At 61.2% G+C, this 25224-nt stretch carries 21 protein-coding genes; 12 read left to right on the forward strand and 9 right to left on the reverse strand.

Annotated features, from left to right (window positions below):
* Positions 1-335: 335 nt before the first annotated feature.
* Both J2Y39_RS13130 and J2Y39_RS13135 read right to left on the reverse strand, forming a co-directional pair.
* Entirely contained in the window at positions 336-1787 is a 1452-nt protein-coding gene (locus J2Y39_RS13130) for an aldehyde dehydrogenase family protein (RefSeq protein WP_310218080.1), read from the reverse strand.
* Positions 1784-3421 (reverse strand): 5-guanidino-2-oxopentanoate decarboxylase, encoded by a 1638-nt coding sequence (locus J2Y39_RS13135; RefSeq protein ID WP_310218081.1) that lies wholly within the window; start codon positions 3419-3421, stop codon positions 1784-1786. The genes J2Y39_RS13130 and J2Y39_RS13135 overlap by 4 nt, the downstream gene beginning before the upstream one ends.
* A 218-nt stretch (positions 3422-3639) precedes the next feature.
* On the opposite strand from J2Y39_RS13135, the gene J2Y39_RS13140 reads away from it, so the two are divergent.
* On the forward strand, positions 3640-4521 hold the full coding sequence (locus tag J2Y39_RS13140; protein ID WP_056789943.1) for a LysR substrate-binding domain-containing protein: 882 nt from the start codon (positions 3640-3642) through the stop codon (positions 4519-4521).
* A gap of 322 nt (positions 4522-4843) precedes the next feature.
* On the opposite strand, the gene J2Y39_RS13145 is transcribed toward J2Y39_RS13140, so the two are convergent.
* Together J2Y39_RS13145 and J2Y39_RS13150 are read right to left on the reverse strand one after the other, a co-directional pair.
* Entirely contained in the window at positions 4844-5458 is a 615-nt protein-coding gene (locus J2Y39_RS13145) for an NAD(P)-dependent oxidoreductase (RefSeq protein ID WP_310218084.1), read from the reverse strand.
* A 45-nt stretch (positions 5459-5503) separates the two neighbouring features.
* Positions 5504-6382: an MBL fold metallo-hydrolase gene (locus tag J2Y39_RS13150; protein WP_056789950.1), complete on the reverse strand. Its 879-nt coding sequence runs from the start codon at positions 6380-6382 to the stop codon at positions 5504-5506.
* A gap of 113 nt (positions 6383-6495) precedes the next feature.
* Between J2Y39_RS13150 and J2Y39_RS13155 the strand changes: the two genes are divergently transcribed.
* On the forward strand, positions 6496-7401 hold the full coding sequence (locus J2Y39_RS13155) for a LysR family transcriptional regulator (protein WP_310218087.1): 906 nt from the start codon (positions 6496-6498) through the stop codon (positions 7399-7401).
* A 218-nt stretch (positions 7402-7619) separates the two neighbouring features.
* Positions 7620-7796 carry a hypothetical protein gene (locus tag J2Y39_RS13160; RefSeq protein ID WP_016773438.1) on the forward strand — a complete coding sequence of 59 codons (177 nt, stop codon included), beginning with the start codon at positions 7620-7622 and terminating at the stop codon, positions 7794-7796.
* A 130-nt stretch (positions 7797-7926) separates the two neighbouring features.
* Here J2Y39_RS13160 and J2Y39_RS13165 read toward each other — a convergent pair whose 3' ends face one another.
* The gene (locus J2Y39_RS13165; protein ID WP_024014136.1) at positions 7927-8817 is read right to left on the reverse strand and encodes a helix-turn-helix domain-containing protein; all 891 of its coding nucleotides are present in this window, start codon (positions 8815-8817) and stop codon (positions 7927-7929) included.
* A 175-nt stretch (positions 8818-8992) separates the two neighbouring features.
* Here J2Y39_RS13165 and pobA point away from each other — a divergent pair, with 175 nt between their 5' ends.
* Positions 8993-10186, forward strand: a complete 1194-nt coding sequence (gene pobA / locus J2Y39_RS13170; protein WP_310218090.1) for a 4-hydroxybenzoate 3-monooxygenase — start codon at positions 8993-8995, stop codon at positions 10184-10186.
* Positions 10187-10264: 78 nt separating this feature from the next.
* Positions 10265-11782: an MDR family MFS transporter gene (locus tag J2Y39_RS13175; RefSeq protein WP_252876818.1), complete on the forward strand. Its 1518-nt coding sequence runs from the start codon at positions 10265-10267 to the stop codon at positions 11780-11782.
* A 123-nt stretch (positions 11783-11905) separates the two neighbouring features.
* Here J2Y39_RS13175 and J2Y39_RS13180 read toward each other — a convergent pair whose 3' ends face one another.
* The 4 genes from J2Y39_RS13180 to J2Y39_RS13195 all read right to left on the reverse strand — a co-directional run bounded on the left by J2Y39_RS13180 (position 11906) and on the right by J2Y39_RS13195 (position 15842).
* On the reverse strand, positions 11906-12754 hold the full coding sequence (locus J2Y39_RS13180) for a cache domain-containing protein (protein WP_095181439.1): 849 nt from the start codon (positions 12752-12754) through the stop codon (positions 11906-11908).
* 134 nt (positions 12755-12888) lie between these two features.
* Positions 12889-13746, reverse strand: a complete 858-nt coding sequence (locus J2Y39_RS13185; protein WP_310218099.1) for an ATPase — start codon at positions 13744-13746, stop codon at positions 12889-12891.
* Between the two features lie 116 nt (positions 13747-13862).
* Positions 13863-14855: an NAD-dependent epimerase/dehydratase family protein gene (locus J2Y39_RS13190; protein WP_310218102.1), complete on the reverse strand. Its 993-nt coding sequence runs from the start codon at positions 14853-14855 to the stop codon at positions 13863-13865.
* A 99-nt stretch (positions 14856-14954) separates the two neighbouring features.
* Entirely contained in the window at positions 14955-15842 is an 888-nt protein-coding gene (locus J2Y39_RS13195) for a LysR family transcriptional regulator ArgP (protein WP_041479845.1), read from the reverse strand.
* Positions 15843-15938: 96 nt separating this feature from the next.
* On the opposite strand from J2Y39_RS13195, the gene J2Y39_RS13200 reads away from it, so the two are divergent.
* The 7 genes from J2Y39_RS13200 to J2Y39_RS13230 all read left to right on the forward strand — a co-directional run bounded on the left by J2Y39_RS13200 (position 15939) and on the right by J2Y39_RS13230 (position 25169).
* Positions 15939-16541 (forward strand): LysE/ArgO family amino acid transporter, encoded by a 603-nt coding sequence (locus tag J2Y39_RS13200; RefSeq protein ID WP_310218105.1) that lies wholly within the window; start codon positions 15939-15941, stop codon positions 16539-16541.
* A 176-nt stretch (positions 16542-16717) separates the two neighbouring features.
* The gene (locus J2Y39_RS13205) at positions 16718-17314 is read left to right on the forward strand and encodes a superoxide dismutase (RefSeq protein WP_016773431.1); all 597 of its coding nucleotides are present in this window, start codon (positions 16718-16720) and stop codon (positions 17312-17314) included.
* A 329-nt stretch (positions 17315-17643) separates the two neighbouring features.
* Entirely contained in the window at positions 17644-19695 is a 2052-nt protein-coding gene (locus J2Y39_RS13210) for a bifunctional diguanylate cyclase/phosphodiesterase (RefSeq protein WP_016773430.1), read from the forward strand.
* 211 nt (positions 19696-19906) lie between these two features.
* Complete coding sequence (locus J2Y39_RS13215) at positions 19907-21259, forward strand: imelysin family protein (protein WP_076563990.1); 1353 nt, start codon at positions 19907-19909, stop codon at positions 21257-21259.
* Between the two features lie 275 nt (positions 21260-21534).
* Complete coding sequence (locus J2Y39_RS13220; protein WP_310218106.1) at positions 21535-22962, forward strand: di-heme oxidoredictase family protein; 1428 nt, start codon at positions 21535-21537, stop codon at positions 22960-22962.
* A 27-nt stretch (positions 22963-22989) separates the two neighbouring features.
* Complete coding sequence (locus J2Y39_RS13225) at positions 22990-24054, forward strand: imelysin family protein (protein ID WP_252878808.1); 1065 nt, start codon at positions 22990-22992, stop codon at positions 24052-24054.
* 14 nt (positions 24055-24068) lie between these two features.
* Positions 24069-25169, forward strand: a complete 1101-nt coding sequence (locus J2Y39_RS13230) for a DUF1513 domain-containing protein (RefSeq protein WP_056789981.1) — start codon at positions 24069-24071, stop codon at positions 25167-25169.
* The last annotated feature ends 55 nt before the right edge of the window (positions 25170-25224 follow it).

Consider the following 25224-nt stretch of genomic DNA (forward strand, 5'->3'; position numbering starts at 1 on the left):
AATCCGGAATCAGCCAAGCCAGGCCAACCCGGCGTTGGGTTGATGACCTTCAAATCCATAATCGACTCGGTTTTTCAGGTCGACGGAGAACGCAAGACGCCTCGGTCAGCTCCCTCTCCCCAGAGGGAGAGGGAACCGATTGTGGGATATTGGAGAGGTTCATCGACTTGCGATATCGGTGCTGAATCCGGAATCAGCCAAGCCAGGCCAACCCGGCGTTGGGTTGATGACCTTCAAATCCATAATCGACTCGGTTTTTCAGGTCGACGGAGAACGCAAGACACCTCGGTCAGCTCCCTCTCCCCCCGGGAGAGGGCTGGGGTGAGGGCAGGCTTCTACACCGCTCGCACGACGTGCTTGATCTCCAAAAACGCCGCCAACCCCCAAGGCCCCAGTTCGCGGCCGACACTGCTCTGCTTGTAACCGCCCCAAGCCGTCTGCGGGAAAATCACCTGCGGTGCATTGATCCACACCAGCCCTGCCTGCAAGGCATTGGCCACACGATCCGCCGCTGTGGCATCGCGTGTCACTACGCTCGCGACCAGGCCGAACTGCGTGTCGTTGGCCAGCGCAATCGCCTCGTTCTCACTGGCGAAACCGCGCACACACACCACCGGGCCGAAAATCTCTTCACGCCATAACGCGCTGTCCAGCGGCACGTCGGTGAACACCGTCGGTTGCAGGAAATAACCGCGCGGCAAATGCGCCGGACGATTACCGCCGCACACCAACCTCGCCCCGGCGCTCAAACCGCGATCAATATGCCCAAGCACCCGCTGGTACTGCGCCTGATTGACCAGCGCGCCCATCTCCACGTCCGGATCGAACGGATCGGCCACTCGAATCGCCTCTGCGCGCTTTTGCAGACGCTGAAGAAACTCATCCATCAATTCCTCGGCAACCAGCACCCGACTGGTGGCCGAGCACATCTGCCCGGCGTTGAAGAACGCCCCGCCACAAGCCAGTTCCACCGCCAGCTGCAGATCAGCATCCGCCAGCACCAGCAACGACGATTTGCCACCCAGCTCCAGGCTCACACCCTTCACGGTTTCAGCAGCGCGTTGCATTACCTGCACGCCAACCGCATTGCTGCCAGTGAAGGAAATCTTGGCGATGCGTGGATCCGCCGACAACGGCGCGCCCACCGCCAGACCAGTGCCGCAGACCAGATTGAACACGCCGTCGGGCAAACCGGATGCAGCGATGATCGCGGCCAGTTCCAGCTCCGGCAACGGCGTCACTTCAGAAGGTTTCAGCACCACGCAGCAACCGGCGGCGAGCGCCGGGGCGAGCTTCCAAGCGGTGGTGACCATGGGGAAATTCCACGGCACGATCAGCCCGACCACACCGCATGGCTCACGACGCAGGCGTGCGCTGAAGTCATCGCTGGGCAGCGGCACGTTGCTGTCCTGCCCGGCGTCGAGGCCTTCGGCGAGTTCGGCGTAATAGTCAAAAGTGGCGATCACGTCATCGACATCGATGGCCGCTTCGAACTGCGGTTTACCGTTATTACTCGACTGCAGGTTCATCAAGTGATCGCGACCGTTGCGCACGCCGTTGGCAATGTTGCGCAGGATCGCAGCGCGTTCGGCGCCGGTGGTTGTCGACCAGTGTTTGAACGCCTCGGTCGCCGCGCTGATCGCCTGGTCGACGGCCTGTTCGTCGCCGCCATTGACGGTGGTCAGCAGCGCTTCGGTAGCGGGGTTGATCACCCGCAGATGTTCGCGGCCCGACGACCATTGACCGTTGATGTAGAGCCCGTCGAGTGTGGTTGGAAAGCTGATCATTGGGCCACCGCCTGCATCCACTGGTTCTGGTCGATTTCAATCAGCGTCGGGCCTTGCCGGTCCGTCGCTTTACGCAGCGCTGCGCGCAATTCGTCGATATTGCTGATGGCTTGCGCGGCGCAACCGAGGCCCTTGGCCACGGCGACGAAGTCCGGGGTGTAGATGTCCACGCCAACCGGTTCGATGGCGCGGTTGACCATGTACTTTTTGATCTCCTCGTAACCCTGGTTATTCCACAGCAGCACGATCACCGGCACCCGTGCTTCAACGGCGCTGGCCAGTTCCGGCAGGGTGAATTGCAAGCCGCCGTCACCGATCAGGCACACCACCGGCGGGCGCGCGCCGTTATCGAGTTGTCCACCGAGCCACGCACCGATCGCCGCCGGCAACGCATAGCCGAGGGTGCCGTAACCGGTGGATGCGTTGAACCAGCGACGTGGACGCTCGGGGTTGAAAGTGAGGTTGCCGGTGTACACCGGTTGCGTGGAGTCGCCGACGAACACCGCGTCAGGCAGCTCGTGCAGCACGGTTTCGAGGAAACGCGTCTGCGCCAGCGTCGGCGCATCCCAGCTCGCCGCCAATTCATCACGCAGACGCGCGGCGCGAACCTGGCCCCAATCATTGCGGCGCTCGGCCAGAGGTTGGTGCGACAAGGCGCTGAGCAATGCTTGCGCGGCATTGCGCGAATCAGCGACCAGTGCGACGTGCGGCGGGTAGTTGCGCACGGTCTGATCGGCATCGATGTCGATGCGCAGCAGCTTGCCGGGAATCTCGAAGCCGCCGGCGAAGGTCACGTCGTAATCGGTCTCGGCCAGCTCCGTGCCGATCGCCAGCACCACGTCGGCTTCAGCGACCAGTGCGCGCGTGGCGACCAGGCTTTGCGTCGAACCGATCAACAACGGATGGCTGGTCGGCAGCATGCCTTTGGCGTTGATGGTCAGCGCCACGGGAGCGTCGAGCAATTCGGCGAGTCGGGTCAGCTCCGGCGCCGCGTCGATAGCACCGCCGCCAGCGAGAATCAGTGGACGTTGCGCGCTGGCGAGCATTTCGCTCATGCGGTGCACGGCAGCCGGTGCGGCGCCGGCGCGATCGATATTCACCGGCAGGCTGGCGAGCAATTCATCGGCCTCTTCCACCAGCACGTCCAACGGAATTTCGATGTGCACCGGACGCGGTCGCCCGGCCTGGAACAGCGCGAAAGCGCGAGCAAGCACCACCGGCAATTCGGCAGCCGACATCAGCGTGTGCGAGAACGCTGCGACGCCGCCGACCAGTGCGCTCTGGTTCGGCAGCTCATGCAACTTGCCGCGCCCACCGCCCAACTGACTGCGCGACTGCACGCTGGAGATCACCAGCATCGGAATCGAATCGGCGTAAGCCTGGCCCATGGCCGTGGTGATATTGGTCATGCCTGGGCCGGTGATGATGAAACACACACCGGGTTTGCCGCTGGTACGCGCGTAGCCGTCAGCCATGAACCCGGCGCCCTGTTCATGACGAGGCGTGACGTGGTTGATGCTTGAGCGGGCAAGGCCTCGGTACAGCTCAACGGTATGCACACCGGGAATGCCGAACACCTGCTCGACCCCGTAATTTTCCAACAGCCTGACCAATACTTCGCCGCACGTTGCCATGTTGATTGCCCTTTCATTCACTGAACACTCCCTGTGGGAGCGAGCCTGCTCGCGAATAAGCGGTCCAGCCAACATCCGTGTCGAACCTTGAACCGTCTTCGCGAGCAGGCTCGCTCCCACAGGGTCCGTGGAGTGCCCATTGGAACGGTGCGCAACTGGCAGCAACAATCGATTAAAAGTCATACTAGCCATGTCGCCACGTCATACCTCGGATCGCCATGAAACGCCTGCCACCCCTGCCCGCTCTGCATACGTTCTGGATCACCGCGCAATGCTGCAATTTCACTCGCGCCGCCGAGCAGTTACACATCACTCAGGGCGCGGTGAGCCGGCAGATCGCCGGGCTGGAAGAACAGCTCGGTTATCCGCTGTTCATCCGTCTGGCCCGAGGTCTGGCGCTGACGGCCGAAGGCCGCGAATGGCTGCCACAAGTGGAGAAGGTTTTCGGGCTGATCAGTGAAGCGACCGAGCAGATCGGGCTCAAACACCAGACGTTGCAACTCAAGGCCCCAAGCTGCGTGATGCGTTGGCTGCTGCCGCGTCTGCTGCAATGGCAGAAGGAACGCCCGGACGTGCCGGTGAAATTGACGGCCTCGCTGCAACACGGTGTGGATTTCCAGCGCGAGCAATTCGACGCCGCGGTGATCTACGGTCCGCCGCCGGACAATTCGCCAGGCGCACTGCATCTGTTCGACGAGCAACTGACACCGGTCTGCTCGCCGCAACTGCTCAAAGGCTCGCCGGCGCTGAATTCACCAAAGGACCTGCAGGAACACTTGTTATTGCACCCGACCCACGACATTCAGGACTGGTCGGTGTGGCTCGACGCGGCGGGATTGCGACTGGGCAACCTTGGCAGCGGGCAGCATTTCGAAACGCTGGATCAGGCGATGTCGATGGCCTCGCACGGCACGGGGGTGGCCATCGGGGACTGGTCGCTGATTGGTGATGATCTGAACGCTGGACGACTGGTGATGCCGTTTGCGTTGAAGGTGAAGACGGGGTTGGCGTATTACGTGGTGGTGCCTGCTGGAGCCGAACCCTCGCCGCAACTTGAGGAACTGATGCTCTGGCTGGTTGAGCAGGCTCATTTGCGCTGAGGCCTCTCCCCTCACCCTAGCCCTCTCCCCAGGGAGAGGGAACTGATTGGGGATACTCAAGAAATTCATCGACCTGACACAGCCACGCCGATCCATAATCGACACGGTCGTTCAGGTCAATGTGTGACGCAAGACAACTCGGTCGGCTCCCTCTCCCCAAGGAGAGGGAACTGATTGGGGATACTCAAGAAATTCATCGACCTGACACAGCCACGCCGAATCCATAATCGACACGGTCGTTCAGGTCAATGTGTGACGCAAGACAACTCGGTCGGCTCCCTCTCCCCCGGGAGAGGGCTGGGGTGAGGGGAAAAGGGTTGACTCAATACCCGACGGTATAACGCTGGCGCAAATGCTTCGGCGTTTCCACTTCGTCGATCAGTGCAATCGCGTAATCGGCAAATGTGATCCAGCTGCGTCCTTCGGCACTGACCAATAGATGATCCTTGCCGACGCGGAATGTGCCACTGCGCTCACCCTCGACGAACTCCGCCGACGGCGACAAAAAGGTCCAGTCCAGTTCCTGCTCCTGACGCAACGCATCAAGAAACTCAGCACCTGCGCTCGCCTCGGCTTTGTATTCGGCCGGGAAACCGGCACTGTCGATCACCCGCGTGTCATCCGGCAGCAACAGCGAACCGGCGCCGCCGACCACCAGCAAGCGCTTCACGCCCGCCTGCTTCACCGGTCCGACAATCGCCGAGGCCGGGACGGAGGCGAAATGCGCTGCGCTGATCACTGCGTCGTGACCGGCCACCGCCGCTTGCAACGCTGCCGAATCCAGTACGTCGAGGCTCTTGCTGACGACACCGGCACGGCTGCCGATCTTCGAGGTATCGCGGGCAATGGCGGTGACGCTGTGGCCGCGACGCAGGGCTTCTTCCAGCAATTGGCTACCGGCACGGCCGGTGGCACCAATGATTGCGATCTTGCTCATGACATTCTCCAGTTGGCTTGAAAATGCTGCGTGTTCAGGTTCGGCTTACCACTGCATCTCGCCCTTGGCGACTTTTGCGCTGAGTTCCAGCGAGCTTTCCTCGCCGAGTTGCGGGTAGCGTTTTTTCATCGCAGCGATCAGTGCAGCAGAGTCTTTGGCCTTGGCGGTTTCGGCATCGAAGGCCTTGATGTAATCAGCGGTGAATTTCACGCTGGCAAGCGAGCGGCTGCTGTCACCCAGGTAATGACCGGGCACCACGGTTTGCGGTTTCAGGCTTTCGATGGTGTGCAGGGTGTGCAGCCAGTCGGCGTGGGATTGCGCGGTCTGGGTGTCGGCCATCCACACATGAATGTTCTCGGCGACCACTACGCCACCGACCACTGCTTTGAGCGACGGGATCCATACGAAGCTGCGATCCGGTTGCTTGCCGTCGAGGCCGATCACCTGCAATTGCTTGCCTTCGAGGGTCAGGCTGTCGCCCTTGAGCACGTCCGGGACGATGGTTTTCGCCGGCACGTCGGCGCCCATTTTCGGCCCCCAGTAGGCCAGTTTGCCGTCGACGGTGTGCTTGATGTGATCGACAGTCGGCTGCGAAGCCAGCACTTTCGCCTGCGGGAATGCCTTGGTCAGGGTGTCGAGGCCAAAGTAGTAATCCGGGTCGCCATGGCTGATGTAGATGGTGGTCAATTGCTTGCCGCTGGCGCGGATCTTTTCCACGACCTGCTCAGCCTGGGATTTGCCGAATTGCGCGTCGACCAGAATCGCTTCTTTCTCACCGCTGACCAGCACCGAGCTGACCGGGAAAATCGCCTGGGTGCCCGGGTTGTAGACATCGAGGCTCAGCTCGGCGGCGGATGCATGGGCGGCAAAGCCGAAAAATGCTGCGGCGAGCAGAACGCGTTTGAAGGGGGTAAAGCCGATCATGTGTTGCTCCGGATTGCGAATGCCAGTCTGGCGATGCAACAGAGCTTAGTTGCCAGACTCAGTACAAAAAATGCGATGCTTGGACATAGTTTGTTTCTGAAAGCGGGCAAATCATGGATCGGCTTCAAGCAATGCGGGTATTCGTCACGGTAGTGGACCTTGGCAGCCAGTCGGCGGCGGCCGACCACCTCGACCTGTCGCGGCCGGTGGTGTCGCGCTATCTGGCGGAGCTGGAAGACTGGGTCGGTGCGCGACTGATGCACCGCACCACGCGCAAATTGAGCCTGACCGCCGCCGGCAGTGAAATCCTCCCGCGCTGCCGGCAGATGATCGACCTGTCGCACGACATGAAGGCCGCCGTCAGCGAACCCCATGACGCGCCGCGCGGATTGCTGCGGATCAGCGTCAGCACCTCGTTTGGCCAAGCGCAACTGGCCGATGCGGTCGCGGCGTACGTCAGGCTTTACCCCGGCGTGAGCATCGATCTGCAAATGCTCGACCGCACGGTGAATCTGGTCGATGAACGCATCGATCTGGCGATTCGCACCAGCAATGATCTTGATCCGAATCTGATCGCCAGACGCTTGACCGTGTGCCGTTCGGTGGTCTGCGCAGCACCGGCGTATCTGCTTGAGCATCCGGCGCCGTTGCGGGTGGAGGAACTGAGCCGACACAACTGCCTGACCCATTCCTATTTCGGCAAGAGCCTGTGGCATTTCGAGGAGGATGGCGAACCGGTTTCGGTGCCGGTGCAGGGCAATATCAGCGCCAACGAGGCCAGCACCCTCCTGCGCGCAACCCTGGCCGGCGCGGGCGTGGCGATGCTGCCGACCTACCAGGCTGGCGTGCATATTCACAGCGGCGAACTGCTGCGTTTGCTGCCACACGCAGAACCGCGCCAGATGAATATCTACGCGGTGTACGCCTCACGCAAACACATGCCGGCGGCACTGCGCAGCATGCTCGACTTTCTTGTGCAGCGTTTTCCCGAGGCCCCGGCCTGGGATGCCGGCCTGTAAACCCGATCCCTTGTGGGAGCGAGCCTGCTCGCGAAGAGGCCAGTACATTCAACATTGATGTCGCTTGGACCACCGCCTTCGCGAGCAGGCTCGCTCCCACATAGGCATCAATTCGCTGAATGGCCGGCTAAATCCTCAAGCGCACTCGCTGGCAAGTACGCGCCGCTGACCTATGCTCAAAGTAATACCGCAAGGTAGACGTTCAGAGGTCGAACACCATGAACATCAAAACAAAAAGATACGCCGCCATCTTCATCACCTGCGCCGCCACGCTGGCGCTGTACGGCACCGCTGCCTGGCGGGTCGAGCAGTTGCGCCAGCTGCCGCGCGAGTATGCGAGCTGCAACTACGAGCGGTGTATTCCGCACAATGCCACGCTGAACGCATTGCGCTGATAGACCTGCGCTGGAATGCAACTGCTGTGGGAGCGAGCCTGCTCGCGAATGCGCTGTGTCAGCCAGCCTAGTTGCTGAATGAAAGAGCGTATTCGCGAGCAGGCTCGCTCCCACAGGGCTCATCAGCGCATCAGGATTGTTGCTCGGCCTTCAAGCGGTCGCGGAATGCCTTTGGTGAAATCCCCACGCGGCGGCGGAACAGGCGCGTGAAGTTGGTCGGGTCGGAAAACCCCAGCAACTCCGACATCTCGTAAATCGTCATGCTGGTGTAGGTCAGCAGGCGCTTGGCTTCCAGCAACTGACGCTCGTGCATGATCTGCAACGCCGGTTGCCCGGCCAGTTCACGGCAGGTGCCATTGAGATGCGACACGGAGATGCCCAGGCGATGGGCGAGGTCTTCGACCTTGACGTGCTGGCGGTAAGTCTCTTCCACCAACTGAATGAAACCGTTGAGGTATTCGCGCTGGCGTTGCGGCCGTTGGCTGGCCTTGTGCCGAACGATCGCCTGGCGGCTGACCCAGACCATGATCACGCTGACCAGCGAATGCATGAGCATTTCCCGCGCCGGTTGATGGCCGTTGTACTCGGCCTGCAAGGCTGAAAACAGGCTGTTGAGATAATCGCCATCCTTCCCAGCCGGGTAGTTTTCCGCCCGAGCCAAGGCGTGTACCGAATCACCCAATTGCGCCTGCAAATGATTGATCAGCGGCGTGGCCAAGGTGACGATGAAGCCTTCAACATCCTCGGAAAAACGAAACCCGTGCACCGATAACGGTGGCAGCACCTGAATCGCTGGCGTCTCGAGTTGCGTGCGCTGGCCTTCGATTTCAAGCTCTGCCTGACCTTTGAAAACGAACAGCAGCTGGCACAGATCCGCGTGGCGGTGAGGTTTGATTTCCCATTGATGTTCGCGACTGCGCGAGGAAATGGTTTCACAGTGCAGCAAGTCCGGGGTCGGCCAGTCCAGGCTTTCACCGTAGAGCTTGAACACCGGAATAGAAGGCAGGGCAGGCTTGTTCATACTTCAATCCAGGCCTCTGGTTTTTGGGCGATAATCGCACCGATTGGCAGAATGTACAGGTATCGGCTCAGTTTTCACCTTCAATTGACAGACCCGCAAGGGAAAAATGCAAGCACTCGATCCATAAAATCATTCACCGGCTGTTGCTGCGTGAAGCTTGCGAGCCATAAAAACAATGAAAACCCTGAAAACCCAAGTCGCCATTATCGGCGCCGGTCCTTCCGGACTGCTCCTCGGCCAGTTGCTGCACAACGCTGGCATCGAAAACCTGATCCTCGAACGCCAGACGCCTGATTACATTCTTGGGCGCATCCGTGCCGGTGTGCTTGAACAAGGCATGGTAGAGCTGCTGCGTGAGGCCGGCGTCGGTCAGCGAATGGATGCCGAAGGTCTGGTTCATGGCGGCTTCGATCTGGCGCTGGAAGGGCGTCAGGTGCACATCGATCTGCACGCTCTGACCGGCGGCAAAACAGTAATGGTCTACGGTCAGACCGAGGTCACCCGCGACCTGATGGCCGCTCGTCGGGATGCGGGGGCGCCGACAATTTATCAGGCAAGCAATGTCGTTCCCCACGGCATGAAAAGCGACGAAGCTTTCGTCACCTTCGAAAAGGACGGTGAAAGCTGGCGCGTCGATTGCGATTACATCGCCGGTTGCGATGGTTTCCACGGCGTCGCGCGGCAGTCGATTCCGGCCGATTGCCTGAAGATCTTCGAGCGGGTCTACCCGTTCGGCTGGCTGGGCATTCTCGCCGACACACCGCCGGTCCACGACGAATTGGTCTACGCCCGCCATGAGCGCGGCTTCGCTTTGTGCAGCATGCGTTCGGCCACCCGTACCCGCTATTACCTGCAAGTCCCGGCGGATGAAAACGTCGATGACTGGAGCGATCAGCGTTTCTGGGATGAACTGAAGAAACGCCTGCCGGTTGCTCTTGCGGAAAAACTGGTGACCGGCCCTTCGATCGAAAAAAGCATCGCGCCGTTGCGCAGCTTTGTCGTCGAGCCGATGCAGTACGGGCGCATGTTTCTCGTCGGCGACGCCGCACATATCGTACCGCCGACTGGCGCCAAGGGCTTGAACCTGGCGGCCAGCGATGTCAGCACGTTGTTCAATATTCTGCTGAAGGTCTATCGCGAAGGCCGCACTGATCTGCTGGAAAAATACTCGGAAATCTGCCTGCGCCGGGTGTGGAAAGCCGAACGGTTTTCCTGGTGGATGACGTCGATGCTGCATCGCTTCGACGAGCACGATGAATTCAGCCAGCGCATCTGCGCTTCGGAACTGGACTATTTTGTCAGCTCGCAAGCCGGGCAAAAAACCATTGCAGAAAATTACGTCGGGCTTCCGTACGAGGCTATCGAATAGCTTCCTACCGACTTACACTGCGAGCATCCACCCGCGCGCGATGGCCGCGCGGGTCCATCAATGCCCGCAGGCTCGCCCGTGACCACTCTCAATCAACCTGAAACGCCCAAACCGGCCATTCGCAGCGTGCTGGTCGCCTTGATGATGGCGATCTTCCTCGGTGCGCTGGACCAGACCATCGTCGCCGTGTCGATGCCGGCGATCTCCGCGCAATTCAAGGACGTCAGCCTGCTGGCCTGGGTGATTTCCGGTTACATGGTGGCGATGACCGTGGCGGTGCCGATCTACGGCAAACTCGGCGACCTGTACGGGCGGCGCAAACTGATGTTGTTCGGCATGGGCCTGTTCACCCTCGCCTCGCTGTTCTGCGGCATGGCGCAGAGCATGGAGCAACTGGTGCTGGCGCGGATCCTTCAGGGCATCGGCGCCGGCGGCATGATCTCGGTGAGTCAGGCGATCATCGGCGACATCGTCCCGCCACGTGAACGCGGGCGCTATCAGGGTTACTTCAGCAGCATGTACGCCGTGGCCAGCGTCGCCGGCCCGGTGCTCGGCGGCTACATGACCGAATACCTGTCGTGGCGCTGGGTGTTTCTGATCAACCTGCCGCTGGGGCTTGGCGCGTGGTGGGTGGCACGGCGCAACCTGCGCGGCTTGCCGATTCCGCAGCGCAAACCGGTGATCGATTACCTCGGCACGGTGCTGATGATCATTGGTCTCACGGCGTTGCTGCTCGGCATCACCGAAGTCGGCCAGGGTCATTCATGGCGCAGCGGCGAAGTGCTCGGCCTGTTCGCCTGCGCCGTGGTGGTGCTGGCGCTGTTCGTCTGGCATGAACGCCGTGCACGTGAGCCATTGCTGCCGATGCACTTGTTCACCAATCGCAGCGCGCTGCTGTGCTGGTGCACGATCTTCTTCACCAGTTTCCAGGCCATCTCGCTGATCGTGCTGATGCCATTGCGTTTCCAAAGCGTCACCGGCGCTGGCGCCGACAGCGCAGCGCTGCACTTGCTGCCATTGGCGATGGGCTTGCCGATCGGTGCCTATTTCGCCGGCCGCCGCACCTCGATTACCGGACGCTACAAACCGCAGATTCTCACCGGGGCGATCCTCATGCCGATCTCGATTCTCGGCATGGCCTTCAGTCCGCCACAAGCAACGCTGCTCAGCGGTCTGTTCATGCTGCTCAGCGGCATCGCCGGCGGCATGCAGTTCCCGACCTCGCTGGTCGGCACGCAAAACTCGGTGGAACAACGCGACATCGGCGTCGCCACCAGCACCACCAACCTGTTCCGCTCACTGGGCGGCGCGGTGGGCGTGGCGTTGATGTCGGCGCTGCTGCTGGCGTTGCTGCACGATTCCAGTTTCGCCCACCTGGCGAACAGTTCGCTGATCAGCGAAGGGCATTCGGGCAACGTCCTGCTCGATGGCCTGAACGCCGCACCCGGTGAAGCGCAGAACGCTTTGCGCGCGGAGCTGCTGGTGACCTTCCGCCACTTGCTCTGGGTCAGCACGGCAGTGTCGTTGCTGGGGCTGGCAGCGGCGATTGCCATGCCGAACAACCTGCTGCGCGGACGGGAGCACGGCGCGAAATAATTGCCGCAACAAATACCACTGTGGGAGCGAGCCTGCTCGCGAATGCGCGGTGTCAGCCGACACATAGCTGAATGACACACCGCTTCGCGAGCAGGCTCGCTCCCACAAGGGAACGGTGTTCGCTCAAGGGCTGTAATAACCCACCGCGACGAGGAAGTGCCCGACCTTTTTCAGGTACGCATGCTTGTCCTCGATCTTGCCGGTCACCGGGTTTTTCCAGCGGTATTCGTATTCGCCTTCATCCTGCTTGCCGATCAGCGCCAGAATCGGCTCGCCCACTGGCTTGCCTTCCGGGTCCTTGACCTTGCCAAAATCAGTGTTGATCAAGCGCAGATTGGTGCCGTGGGCGACATAACGCTGGTTGTTCAGATCGACCACGAAGACATACAGGTCATCCTGCAGGTATCCGCCCTTGAGCGAGTTGATCGCAACCAGCGTGCCCTTCTCGTCCTTGCCCAGATCCGTCGCGGCTTTGTCCAGCAAGGCCTTGGCCTGCTCAGCCGACGCCCGTGGCAAGTAGTAACCCACCGCGAGAATCCGCTGCCCGACGCGCTGATAAAACACATGCTTGCGCTCGACCTTGCCGTCGGCCCAGTTCTGCCAGCGGTATTCGGCCTGCTGGATGCCGTTGCCTTCCGGCACTTTCAGCGCATCCTTGAACGCCTTCTGCAGATCCGGCCCGAGGACTTCGCTGACATCACGGCCGATCAGCGCCGATGACGGCCCGCCACTGGCAAGCATGACGCCTTTGGTGTCGAGGACGAACACGTAGCGATCCTTGTCGACGAACTCACCTTGGCGGCTGAAGGCGGCGAAGGCCTTGTCGCCATTGTCGTGGTAGTAGGCCAAGGCTTTTTCCAGCAGGGCGATGGCCGCCTGACTGTCATCCTTGGCGGCGGTGGCGGCGCTGGCCTGGCCGAAACCGGCCAGCAGAATCAGGCCGAGCCAGGCCACTTTATGCAAAAACCCCATAGCGCATCCCTCGTTCTTTTTGGTGTCTCAAGAGCGTAGACGGCTTGGGCTGATGTACGAGTATTCAGAATGATGCAGGGGATTACAGACCCCTGTGGTGTAGGGACAAAGCCCTCCGGACAACAGATCAGTCGCTACGGGCGGGAATTGATCTGCTGCTGCAGGTTCTGGATCTGCGCCTGCAAAGTGTTGAGGTTGCGGGTCATCTGCGCGCGGAACGCATCGAACTCGGCGGTATTGCCGCCACCCTGCGGCACTGCCGGGCGATTGTCCTGCTGACTTTTCAGCACGACGATGTCCTGCTCCAGACGATCGATCGCCGCGCTCGGGTTGCCCTGTTTCTTCAGCGCGGCGATATCGGCACCGAGGCTTTTGAACTGGGCGTCGAAGGCTTTCAACTGCGCATCGACCTTGCTGGTATCGGCCGGGGTGCTTTTGATGGTCGCCAGCTCGGCGCTCAAGGCTTTGACCTGAGCCTGCAACTGCGTATTGGCGTTCTGCTGTTCGGTGGTCTGCGCGGTCATTTGCGCCAGCCGCTTGTCCAGCTCGCTGGTCTGCCCGGCCACGCCTTGCTGCTGCTTGCTCTGGTCGAGCAGCTTGCCTTCGAGTTGTTTGATCTGCAGCTTCAGCGCTTCGCTGTCACTGTTGACGTTGCTCTGGCTGGCGACGACCTTGCCGGAAATATCCTGCAGGCGCCCCGCCGCTTCTTCGCTGATGCGGGCGAAGCTTTCCTGGGTGGCGACCAGTTGCTGTTCCATCAGCGAGATCTGCTGGAAGCTCCACCAGGCCAGACCGATGAAGGCGAAAAACAACGCACCGACCAGCGCCCACAGCGGCCCGGTGCTGGCGGCCCTGACCTTGACCACTGGCGCCGTGCGCGAATGCACGGAAGTGCGGGGGCCGGGCGCGATGTCATCGTCGTCGAACGGGTCAGCGCGCAGGCTTGGCACGTTATCGAAATCGTCGTCGTGGGCATCGTTTCGCATGGACATTGAGGCAACCTTTGGCAAACGCGGTGATGGCTAAATGCTGCGAAGTATAACCGCCGCAGCCGCAGGCATTGACCCTCAACCCGCAAGGCGGTTCATTGCCGCCCGGCCGAATCGTTTCAACGGATGTCCTGGGCTTTCCACCACGCACAGAATTCATCGAGGGCAGCCCAGAGGCTGACTTTCGGATCGTAGTCGAGATAATGCCGGGCGCGGCTGATGTCGAGGGTGAAATTTTTTTTCATGACCTGCATGCCCAGGCGCGACAGGGTCGGCTCCGGGCGTCCCGGCCAGAGCATGCACGCGCCTTCGTTGAGCGCCGCGACGCTGTACGCGAGACCGTAGGAGCGATATTTGCGCACCTGATCGACGTCCATCCGCCGCATCACGTAATTGACCACGTCCCACAGCGGCACCGGCGTACCGTTGCTGATGTTGTAAGCCTTGCCGAGCGCAGAACCTTGCGCCAACAGGCTGCTGAGCATGGCTTCGTTGAGGTTCTGCACGCTGGTGAAATCGACCTTGTTCAAGCCGTCGCCGATGATCGCCAGCCGGCCCTTGCGTTGCATCTTCAGCAGGCGCGGAAAGATGCTCATGTCGCCGGCACCGGTGACGAAACGCGGGCGCAGGGCGATGGTTTCCAGACCGAATTCCTGGGCACCGAAGACTTTCTGCTCGGCCAGATACTTGGTCGCGGCGTAGGGATGCTTGAAGCGTTTGGGCACTTGCTCTTCGGTCAGGCCGACATGGTCGCGGCCATCGAAATAGATCGACGGCGACGACAGATGCACCAGCCGCCGCACCCGCTGCTTGAGGCACGCTTCGACGACGTTTTCGGTGACTTCGACGTTGCCCTGATGAAAGTCCTGATAACGCCCCCACACACCGACAGCACCAGCGCAATGCACCACGGCCTCGACATCGCTGCACAGATCCCGCACCAGATCGGCGTCGCTCAGATCGCCCGGTACGAACTCCGCGCCCCGGCGCACCAGATGTTCGACGCTCTCGGCCCGGCGACCGTTGACCCGCACTTCAAGGCCCTGCTCCAGGGCGAAACGCGCAAAGCGCCCGCCAATAAAGCCACTGGCGCCGGTAACCAAAATCTTCATCAAAAACTCCAGGGAAGCAGCTGCAAGCTTCAAGCTTTCAGCTGCAAGTTGAAACGGTGCGTGTTCTTGCCGCTTGCAGCTTGACGCTTGATGCTGCGTTCAAGCCACTAGCCATTGCTTTGACGAGCGCAGCAGTTGCTCGGTCAGTAGATTGAGCAACTGGCCGCCATTGCGCCAATGATGCCAGTACAGCGGCACGTCGATCGGTTTATCTGGCAGCAATTCGCGCAGCACCCCGCGTTGCAACTGTTCGCGCACTTGCAGTTCCGGCACCAGCCCCCAACCCAGACCGGCTTCGGTCAGGCGAATGAAGCCTTCGGAGGACGGGCATAAATGGTGCTCGAACGCGCCGTCGACGCCCAACAGCGCCAGATAGCGATGCTGAAGGAAATCGTCCGGGCCGAACACCAGCGCCGGGGTGCGCGGCAGCTGTTCGGCGCGCACGCCTTCGGGAAAATGCCGAGCGAGGAAGGCTGGACTGGCCAGCGCCCGATAACGCATGGCGCCGAGCAATACGCTGCGTGCGCCGGCCACCGGCCGCTCGCTGGCACACAGGCATGCGGCCACTTCACCGGCACGCATGCGCTTGAGGCCAACGGTCTGGTCTTCGACGATCAGGTCGAGCAACAAATGCTGCTCGGCGCAGAAATCGCCGACGGCCTCGGCCCACCAAGTGGCGAGGCTGTCGGCGTTGAGGGCGATGCGCAGGCGATCGGGCAGGCCTTCTTCGTCCAGCGCCGGCACCACTGATTGCAAGTCGCGCTCCAGCAGACGCACCTGCTGCACATGGTTGAGCAAGCGTCGGCCGATCTCGGTCGGCGATGGCGGTGTTTCGCGCACCAGCACTGGCTGGCCGACCCGCGCTTCAAGCAATTTGATGCGCTGGGAAATCGCCGACTGCGACAGGCCGAGCACCTGTGCGGCGCGATCGAATCCGGCCTGCTCGACCACAGCGGCGAGCGCGGAAAGCAATTTATAGTCGAACATCAGTTTTCCTAATGGGCGATCAGCACTATTGGTTTTTCTTATACAGCGTCACACCGGAGAATAGCCAGCAAGCACTCTCTTTCAAGGATCTCTCCCATGTGGCAAAGCTACGTAAACGGCCTGTTGGTGGCGTTCGGCCTGATCATGGCGATCGGCACGCAGAACGCTTTTGTCTTGGCGCAAAGCCTGCGCCGTGAACACCATTTGCCGGTGGCGGCATTGTGCGTGGTGTGTGACGCAATTCTGGTCGCGGCCGGGGTGTTCGGCCTGGCGACGATCCTCGCGCAGAACCCGACCCTGCTGGCGATCGCCCGTTGGGGCGGTGCGACGTTTCTGATCTGGTACGGCAGCCAGGCGCTGCGCCGGGCCTGCTCGAAACAGAGCCTTGAGCAAGGCGAAAACCAGACCGTGCGTTCGCTGCGCGCAGTGATGCTCAGCGCGCTGGCGGTGACCTTGCTCAACCCCCACGTTTATCTCGATACGGTTTTGCTGATCGGCTCGCTGGGCGCGCAGCAATCGGTGCCGGGCGCTTATGTGGTCGGCGCCGCGAGTGCCTCGCTGTTGTGGTTTTTCACCCTGGCCCTAGGCGCGGCGTGGCTGGCACCGTGGCTGGCCCGCCCGAGCACGTGGCGCATTCTCGATCTGGTGGTGGCGTTAATGATGTTCACCGTCGCCGCGCAGTTGATCATCGCCGGATGAATAATTGCCAAAGGCTCTGGAACCTCTATCCCACACAGTTGTTGCGTGGTTAAGGCGCGACCCCGGTGCTATGATCCGAACCCTGCGCCGCAAAGAGTAAAAACTCGCCGGTGCATTTCCGGCCGCCCGTGATCGGCCTTGCGCTCACCGCAACAGACCTGATTAGGAGAATCATCATGGCTTTCGAATTGCCGCCGCTGCCTTACGCACACGATGCCCTGCAGCCGCACATCTCCAAGGAAACCCTGGAGTTCCACCACGACAAGCACCACAACACCTACGTCGTGAACCTGAACAACCTGGTGCCAGGCACCGAGTTTGAAGGCAAGACCCTGGAAGAAATCGTCAAGACTTCTTCGGGCGGCATCTTCAACAACGCCGCTCAGGTCTGGAACCACACCTTCTACTGGAACTGCCTGGCGCCAAACGCCGGCGGTCAACCAACCGGCGCCCTGGCAGATGCCATCAACGCAGCGTTCGGTTCGTTCGACAAGTTCAAGGAAGAATTCAGCAAAACCTCGATCGGCACCTTCGGTTCCGGCTGGGGCTGGCTGGTGAAAAAAGCTGACGGTTCCCTGGCCCTGGCCAGCACCATCGGCGCCGGCAACCCGCTGACCAGCGGCGACACCCCGCTGCTGACCTGCGACGTCTGGGAACACGCTTACTACATCGACTACCGCAACCTGCGTCCGAAGTACGTTGAAGCGTTCTGGAACCTGGTCAACTGGAAGTTCGTGGCCGAGCAGTTCGAAGGCAAAACCTTCACCGCTTAAGCTGCGCGCCAGATGAAAAACCCGGCTTCGGCCGGGTTTTTTTATGCCTGGCGCATGGCGTTTCTCGCACGGTAAAAGCAGCTTCGCGCCGTTTGCCGCCAGCCCCCAGCGGTCTACCATCACAGACAGGAAAAAATCTTTGGCCCAGTGCTCAAGTTGAAGGCAATTGCAACCGACACAGTTAATTCAGAGCTATTACTCAAATGACGACATTGCGGCCAGGATCACGGCGACTTTTCCCGTGCCCGATTGTCCCTTTGACTGCCAACCCGGGATTGCCAATACTCATGGCAACTTGACGCTACCCGCACGGAACAAGGAATAACCCTTTGAAGCTGGAACTCAAGAACAGCTTGTCGGTGAAGTTGCTCCGGGTCGTGCTCCTGTCGGCATTGATCGTAGGCGTAGTCTTGAGCTGCGCGCAGATTGTCTTCGATGCCTACAAGACCCGTCAGGCGGTTGCCGGCGACGCCGAGCGCATCCTCGACATGTTCCGCGATCCATCGACCCAGGCCGTGTACAGCCTGGACCGGGAAATGGGCATGCAGGTGATCGAAGGGCTGTTCCAGGACGACGCCGTGCGTCAGGCCTCCATCGGCCACCCCAACGAAGCCATGCTCGCGCAGAAATCCCGCGAACTGCAGCATTCCAATAGCCGTTGGCTGACCGACCTGATTCTCGGTCAGGAACGCACCTTCACCACGCAACTGGTCGGCCGCGGCCCCTACAGCGAATACTACGGCGACCTGAGCATCACCCTCGACACCGCCACCTATGGCGAAGGGTTTATCGTCAGCTCAGTGATCATTTTCATTTCCGGGGTGTTGCGCGCACTGGCGTTGGGGCTGGTGCTGTATCTGGTCTATCACTGGCTGCTGACCAAACCGCTGTCGCGAATCATCGAGCACCTCACCGAAATCAACCCGGATCGTCCCAGCGAGCACAAGATTCCGCAGATCAAGGGCCACGAAAAAAACGAACTGGGCCTGTGGATCAACACTGCCAACCAGTTGCTCGAGTCCATCGAACGCAACACCCACCTGCGCCACGAAGCGGAAAACAGCCTGCTGCGCATGGCCCAGTACGACTTCCTCACCGGTCTGCCGAATCGCCAGCAATTGCAGCAGCAACTGGACAAGATTCTCGTCGATGCCGGCAAATTGCAGCGCCGCGTCGCGGTGTTGTGCGTCGGCCTGGATGACTTCAAGGGCATCAACGAGCAATTCAGCTACCAGACCGGCGACCAATTGCTGCTGGCCCTGGCCGATCGTTTACGTGCCCACAGCGGTCGTCTCGGCGCCCTCGCCCGCCTGGGCGGCGATCAGTTCGCGCTGGTGCAGGCCGACATTGAACAGCCTTACGAAGCAGCAGAACTGGCGCAGAGCATTCTCGATGACCTCGAGGCACCCTTCGCCCTCGACGATCAGGAAATCCGCCTGCGCGCGACCATCGGCATCACCCTGTTTCCGGAGGACGGCGACAGCACCGAGAAGCTGTTGCAGAAAGCCGAGCAGACCATGACCCTGGCCAAGACCCGCTCGCGCAATCGCTATCAGTTCTACATCGCCAGCGTCGACAGCGAGATGCGCCGTCGTCGCGAACTGGAAAAAGACCTGCGCGATGCGCTGATCCGCGACCAGTTCTACCTCGTCTACCAACCGCAGATCAGTTATCGCGATCACCGCGTGGTCGGCGTCGAAGCATTGATTCGCTGGCAACATCCGGAACACGGTCTGGTGCCGCCGGACCTGTTCATCCCGCTGGCCGAACAGAACGGCACGATCATCGCCATCGGCGAGTGGGTGCTCGATCAGGCCTGCAAGCAATTGCGCGAGTGGCACGATCAGGGTTTCGTCGATCTGCGCATGGCGGTCAATCTGTCCACCGTGCAACTGCACCACGCCGAGCTGCCACGGGTGGTCAACAACCTGTTGCAGATGTACCGCCTGCCGCCGCGCAGTCTGGAACTGGAAGTCACCGAAACCGGCCTGATGGAAGACATCACCACCGCCGCCCAGCATCTGCTCAGCCTGCGCCGCTCCGGTGCGCTGATCGCGATCGACGACTTCGGCACCGGCTACTCGTCCCTCAGCTATCTGAAAAGCCTGCCGCTGGACAAGATCAAGATCGACAAGAGCTTCGTGCAGGACCTGCTCGATGACGACGATGACGCGACCATCGTTCGGGCGATCATCCAGCTGGGCAAGAGCCTTGGCATGCAGGTGATTGCCGAGGGCGTGGAAACCGCCGAGCAGGAAACCTACATCATTTCAGAGGGTTGCCACGAAGGTCAGGGCTACCACTACAGCAAACCGCTGCCGGCGCGGGAGCTGGGTATTTACCTCAAGCAGGCGCAACGCAGCAACGCGGCTATTTTATAAGATCGCAGCCTTCGGCAGCTCCTACATTTGAAATGCGTTCCTCCTGTAGGAGCTGACGAGTGCAACGAGGCTGCGATCTTTTGATCTTCATGCGCAAATAAGAAATATTTCCAAGCACGCCTTTACACATAATGCGAAAGATTTGCATTATGTCGCAGTTTTGCGCGCCCCCGGCGCCAGTCCATTCAACTACCGAAGCAGGATGTTCGCCATGATTCGTATGCCTCTGGCTACCGCCAGTCTGCTGGCCATCGCTATTTCCCTCGCCGGTTGCGGCGAAGGCAAGGACAAAGAAAAAGCCTCCGAAATGACTCCGGCTTCCAGCAGCGCTGCTCCAGCCCCTGCCGCTGCACCGGCTCCTGCTGCCGGTAAAGTTGACGATGCTGCCGCCAAGGCCGTGGTCGCGCACTATGCCGACATGGTCTTCGCCGTTTACAGCGATGCCGAATCCACTGCGAAAACCCTGCAAACTGCGGTCGACGCGTTCCTCGCCAAGCCGAATGCCGACACCCTCAAAGCAGCCAAGGCTGCCTGGGTCGCCGCGCGCGTGCCGTACCTGCAGAGCGAAGTGTTCCGCTTCGGCAACACCATCATTGACGATTGGGAAGGTCAGGTTAACGCCTGGCCGCTGGACGAAGGCCTGATCGACTACGTCGACAAATCCTACGAGCACGCACTGGGTAACCCGGGCGCCAGCGCCAATATCATTGCCAACACCGAAGTGCAGGTCGGCGAAGACAAAGTCGACGTGAAAGAAATCACCCCGGAAAAACTCGCCAGCCTCAACGAGCTGGGCGGTTCCGAAGCCAACGTCGCCACCGGCTACCACGCGATCGAATTCCTGCTCTGGGGCCAGGATCTGAACGGCACCGGCCCTGGCGCTGGCAACCGTCCGGCCTCGGACTACCTGGAAGGCGCCGGCGCCACCGGTGGTCACAACGAGCGTCGTCGCGCCTACCTGAAAGCCGTGACCCAACTGCTGGTCAGCGATCTGGAAGAAATGGTCGCCAACTGGAAGCCGAACGTGGCCGACAACTACCGCGCCACCCTGGAAGCCGAGCCAGGCGAAACCGGCCTGCGCAAAATGCTCTTCGGCATGGGCAGCCTGTCCCTGGGTGAACTGGCGGGCGAGCGCATGAAGGTTTCCCTGGAAGCCAACTCCCCTGAAGACGAGCAGGATTGCTTCAGCGACAACACCCACTACTCGCACTTCTACGACGCCAAAGGCATTCGTAATGTTTACCTGGGCGAGTACACCCGTGTTGACGGCACCAAGATGACCGGCGCCAGCCTGTCGTCGCTGGTGGCCAAGGCCGATCCGGCTGCCGACACCGCGCTGAAAGCCGATCTGGCCGCGACCGAAGCGAAGATCCAGGTCATGGTCGATCACGCCAACAAGGGTGAGCACTACGACCAGTTGATCGCTGCCGGCAACACCGCTGGCAACCAGGTCGTTCGCGACGCCATCGCCGCGCTGGTCAAGCAGACCGGCTCGATCGAAGCCGCTGCGGGCAAACTGGGCATCAGCGACCTGAACCCGGACAGCGCCGATCACGAATTCTGATCGCAGCGTCCGCGTCAAAAAGAGGCGACCTTCGGGTCGCCTTTTTCATACCCCATGTTCACAGTCCCCTGTAGGAGCTGCCGAAGGCTGCGATCTGTTGATCTTGATTTTTGAAGATCAAAATCAAAAGATCGCAGCCTTCGGCAGCTCCTACAGGGGGTTTGCATCGCTCTGCAGATTTGCGCTGTATCAAGCAAACGATAATTCCTCTTATTCAAACTCCCCCGCCCTGTTAGACTTTGCGCCTTCATTTTTGCCCGTCCGCAGGATGTCTGATGCCCTCGCTGCCTCTTCGCTTGTCCGCACTGTTGCTGGCCCTGGGCCTGAGTGCCTGCGATGACGCCCCGCGTTTCACCAAGGCCGAGCCGGGGGAAGCGCGTTCAGGCGGTGCTGCGACTGTGCGCAAGAGCGATCAGAACGCCTTTTCCCTGCCATCGGCCAACCTGCCGCCCTCGCGGCGGGTGGACTTCAGTGTCGGCAACAGTTTCTTTCGCAGCCCGTGGGTGATCGCGCCGTCGACCACCACGGCCCGCGACGGTCTCGGCCCGTTGTTCAATACCAACGCCTGCCAGAATTGCCACATCAAGGACGGTCGCGGCCATCCGCCGACACCTGATGCATCCAATGCAGTGTCGATGCTGGTGCGCCTGTCGATTCCCGACGCGCCGCAATACGCCAAAGTCATCGAACAGCTCGGCGTGGTGCCGGAGCCGGTATATGGCGGGCAGTTCCAGGATATGGCCGTGCCCGGCGTTGCCCCGGAAGGCAAGGTGCGGGTGGACTACACGCCGGTGCCCGTACGCTTCAAGGACGGCACTGAAGTCGAGCTGCGCAAACCGACCTTGCAGATCACTCAACTCGGTTACGGGCCGATGCACCCGGACACGCGTTTTTCCGCGCGGGTGGCGCCGCCGATGATTGGTCTGGGCCTGCTCGAAGCGATCCCCGAAGAGGCGATCCTCGCCAACGCCGCCGCCCAGGCGAAAGAGAGCAACGGCATCAATGGCCGACCCAACCAGGTCTGGGATGACCAGTTGCAGAAAACCGTCATCGGCCGGTTCGGCTGGAAAGCCGGGCAACCGAATCTCAATCAACAGAATGTTCATGCGTTCTCGGGGGACATGGGCCTGACCACCAGCCTGCGGCCGTTCGACGATTGCACCGAGGCGCAGACTGCCTGCAAACAGGCGCCGAACGGCAATGGCCCGGACGGTGAACCGGAGGTGAGCGACAACATCCTGCGGCTGGTGCTGTTCTACAGCCGCAATCTCGCAGTGCCGGCGCGCCGTGGCGTCAACGATCCACAGGTGCTGGCCGGCAAGAATCTGTTTTTCCAGGCCGGTTGCCAGTCGTGCCACACGCCGAAATACACCACTGCCGCCGATGCCGCCGAACCGGAATTGGCCAATCAGGTGATTCGTCCATACAGCGACTTGCTGCTGCATGACATGGGCGAAGGCCTGGCGGACAACCGCACCGAATTTCAGGCCTCCGGCCGCGACTGGCGCACGCCGCCGTTGTGGGGGATTGGTCTGACGCAAGCGGTCAGCGGTCACACCCAGTTTTTGCATGACGGTCGCGCACGCAACCTGCTCGAAGCGGTGCTCTGGCATGGCGGCGAGGCGACGGCGGCGCAGCAACAGGTTTTGTCTTTCAATGCCGAGCAGCGCGCTGCGTTGCTGGCTTTTCTGAACTCACTTTAAATACTGTAAAAGCATCGGGAGCCCGACATGTTCCGTCCCAAGTTACTGTTCACCAGCCTTGCCGCGCTCGCCCTCGGCGCCTGCTCGCCGCAGGACCCGCAAGCGGTCACTTCGGCGGCGATCGCCAAATCGGTGATCCTGCCGACCTACACTCGCTGGGTCGAAGCCGACCGGCAACTGGCGGTCAGCGCCCTCGCCTACTGCCAGGGCAAAGAGACCCTGGAAACCGCCCGTGCCGACTTCCTTCACGCGCAGAAAGCCTGGGCCGAGTTGCAACCGCTGCTGATCGGTCCGCTGGCCGAAGGCAATCGTTCGTGGCAAGTGCAGTTCTGGCCGGACAAGAAAAACCTCGTCGGCCGTCAGGTCGAGCAACTGGTAGTCGCCCAGCCGCAGATCGACGCCGCCGCGCTGGCCAAATCCAGCGTCGTGGTGCAGGGCCTGTCGGCTTACGAATACATCCTCTTCGACGCCAAGCCTGACGTCGCCAACGATGCGCAGAAAGCCAAGTACTGCCCGCTGCTGATCGCCATCGGCGAACGCCAGAAGCAACTGGCCGAAGAAATCCTGCAGGGCTGGAACAACACTGACGGCATGCTCGCGCAGATGAGCAAGTTCCCTAACCAGCGCTACGCCGACTCCCACGAAGCGATCGCCGATCTGCTGCGCGTACAAGTGACTGCACTGGATACCCTGAAGAAAAAACTCGGCACGCCGATGGGCCGGCAGAGCAAGGGCGTGCCGCAGCCGTTCCAGGCGGATGCGTGGCGCAGCCAGTCGTCGCTGTCGGCGTTGGAAGCCAGCCTTGCCGCAGCCAAAACCGTCTGGGAAGGCGTCGACAACAAAGGACTGCGCGGTCTGCTGCCGGCCGAGCAGAAACCCTTGGCGGACAAGATCGATGCTGCTTACGCCGCCTCGCTGAAGCTGTTCGACAGCACCCAGCTTTCGCTCGGCGAAATGCTCGAAGACGACGCCGGGCGCCAGCAACTCAACGATATCTACGACAGCCTCAACGTCGTCCATCGCCTGCATGAAGGCGAGCTGGCCAAGGCGCTGGGCATCCAACTGGGCTTCAACGCCAACGACGGTGACTGATGAGGGCGAGTGCCATGCTGCGACGTCAGGTTCTGACTTTAGGTAGTGCACTGCTGGGAGCAGTGACGCTGGGCGGCTGGACGCTGTTCAAACGCAAGGATCAGAGCCCGCTGTTGCTGTCGGCGCGCGACGATACTGACGGCAAGCATTACGCCGTCGGCTATCGGCTCGACGGTACGCGGGTGTTCGCCACCCACGTCGGCCAGCGTTGTCACGACATCATCAATCATCCGACGCAGCCGCTGGCGCTGTTCGTCGCGCGGCGTCCGGGAACCGAGAGTTACCTGATCGACCTGCGCGACGGCAAGCTGCTGCAGACCGTGACCTCGCAGCCGGACCGGCACTTCTACGGCCACGCCGTGGTGCACAAGGACGGCGAATACCTGTACGCCACCGAGAATGACACGAGCGATCCCGGCCGTGGCCTGCTCGGTGTGTACAAGTTCGAAGGCGAACGGCTGGTGCACACGGGCGAGATTTCCACTCACGGTCTCGGCCCGCATCAGGTGTCGTGGATGCCCGACGGCGAGACGCTGGTGGTGGCCAACGGTGGGATTCGCACCGAGGCGGAAAGCCGCGTCGACATGAACCTTAACGCCATGGAACCGAGCCTGGTGTTGATGCAGCGCGACGGCACGTTGCTGAGCAAGGAAACCCTCGCCCAGCAGATGAACAGCGTCCGCCACCTGGGCATCGCCAGTGACGGCACCATCGTCGCCGGTCAGCAATTCATGGGGCCGTCCCACGAGCGCTCGGAGCTGTTGGCGATCAAGCGACCGGGACAAGCGTTCGTGGCGTTCCCGGTGGCCGAGCAGCAGTTGCAGGCGATGGGGCACTACACCGCCAGCGTCGCGGTGCACAGCGATCTGCGTCTGGTCGCATTGACGGCGCCGCGCGGCAATCGCTTCTTTATCTGGGATCTGGACAGCGGCGAACTGCGCCTCGATGCGCCTTTGCCTGATTGCGCCGGCGTTGGTGCGGTAAAGGATGGCTTTGTCGTGACCTCGGGGCAGGGCCGTTGCCGTTACTACGATTGCCGCCAGGAACAACTGCTGGCCAAGCCGCTGGAATTGCCGGCGGGGCTCTGGGACAACCATCTTCATCTGATGGCCTGATACCCCCCATTTTTGAGATGGCCCCCCATCCTGTGGCGAGGGGATTTATCCCCGT

Source organism: Pseudomonas sp. 2957, from assembly GCF_031456345.1.
Taxonomy (GTDB): domain Bacteria; phylum Pseudomonadota; class Gammaproteobacteria; order Pseudomonadales; family Pseudomonadaceae; genus Aquipseudomonas; species Aquipseudomonas siliginis.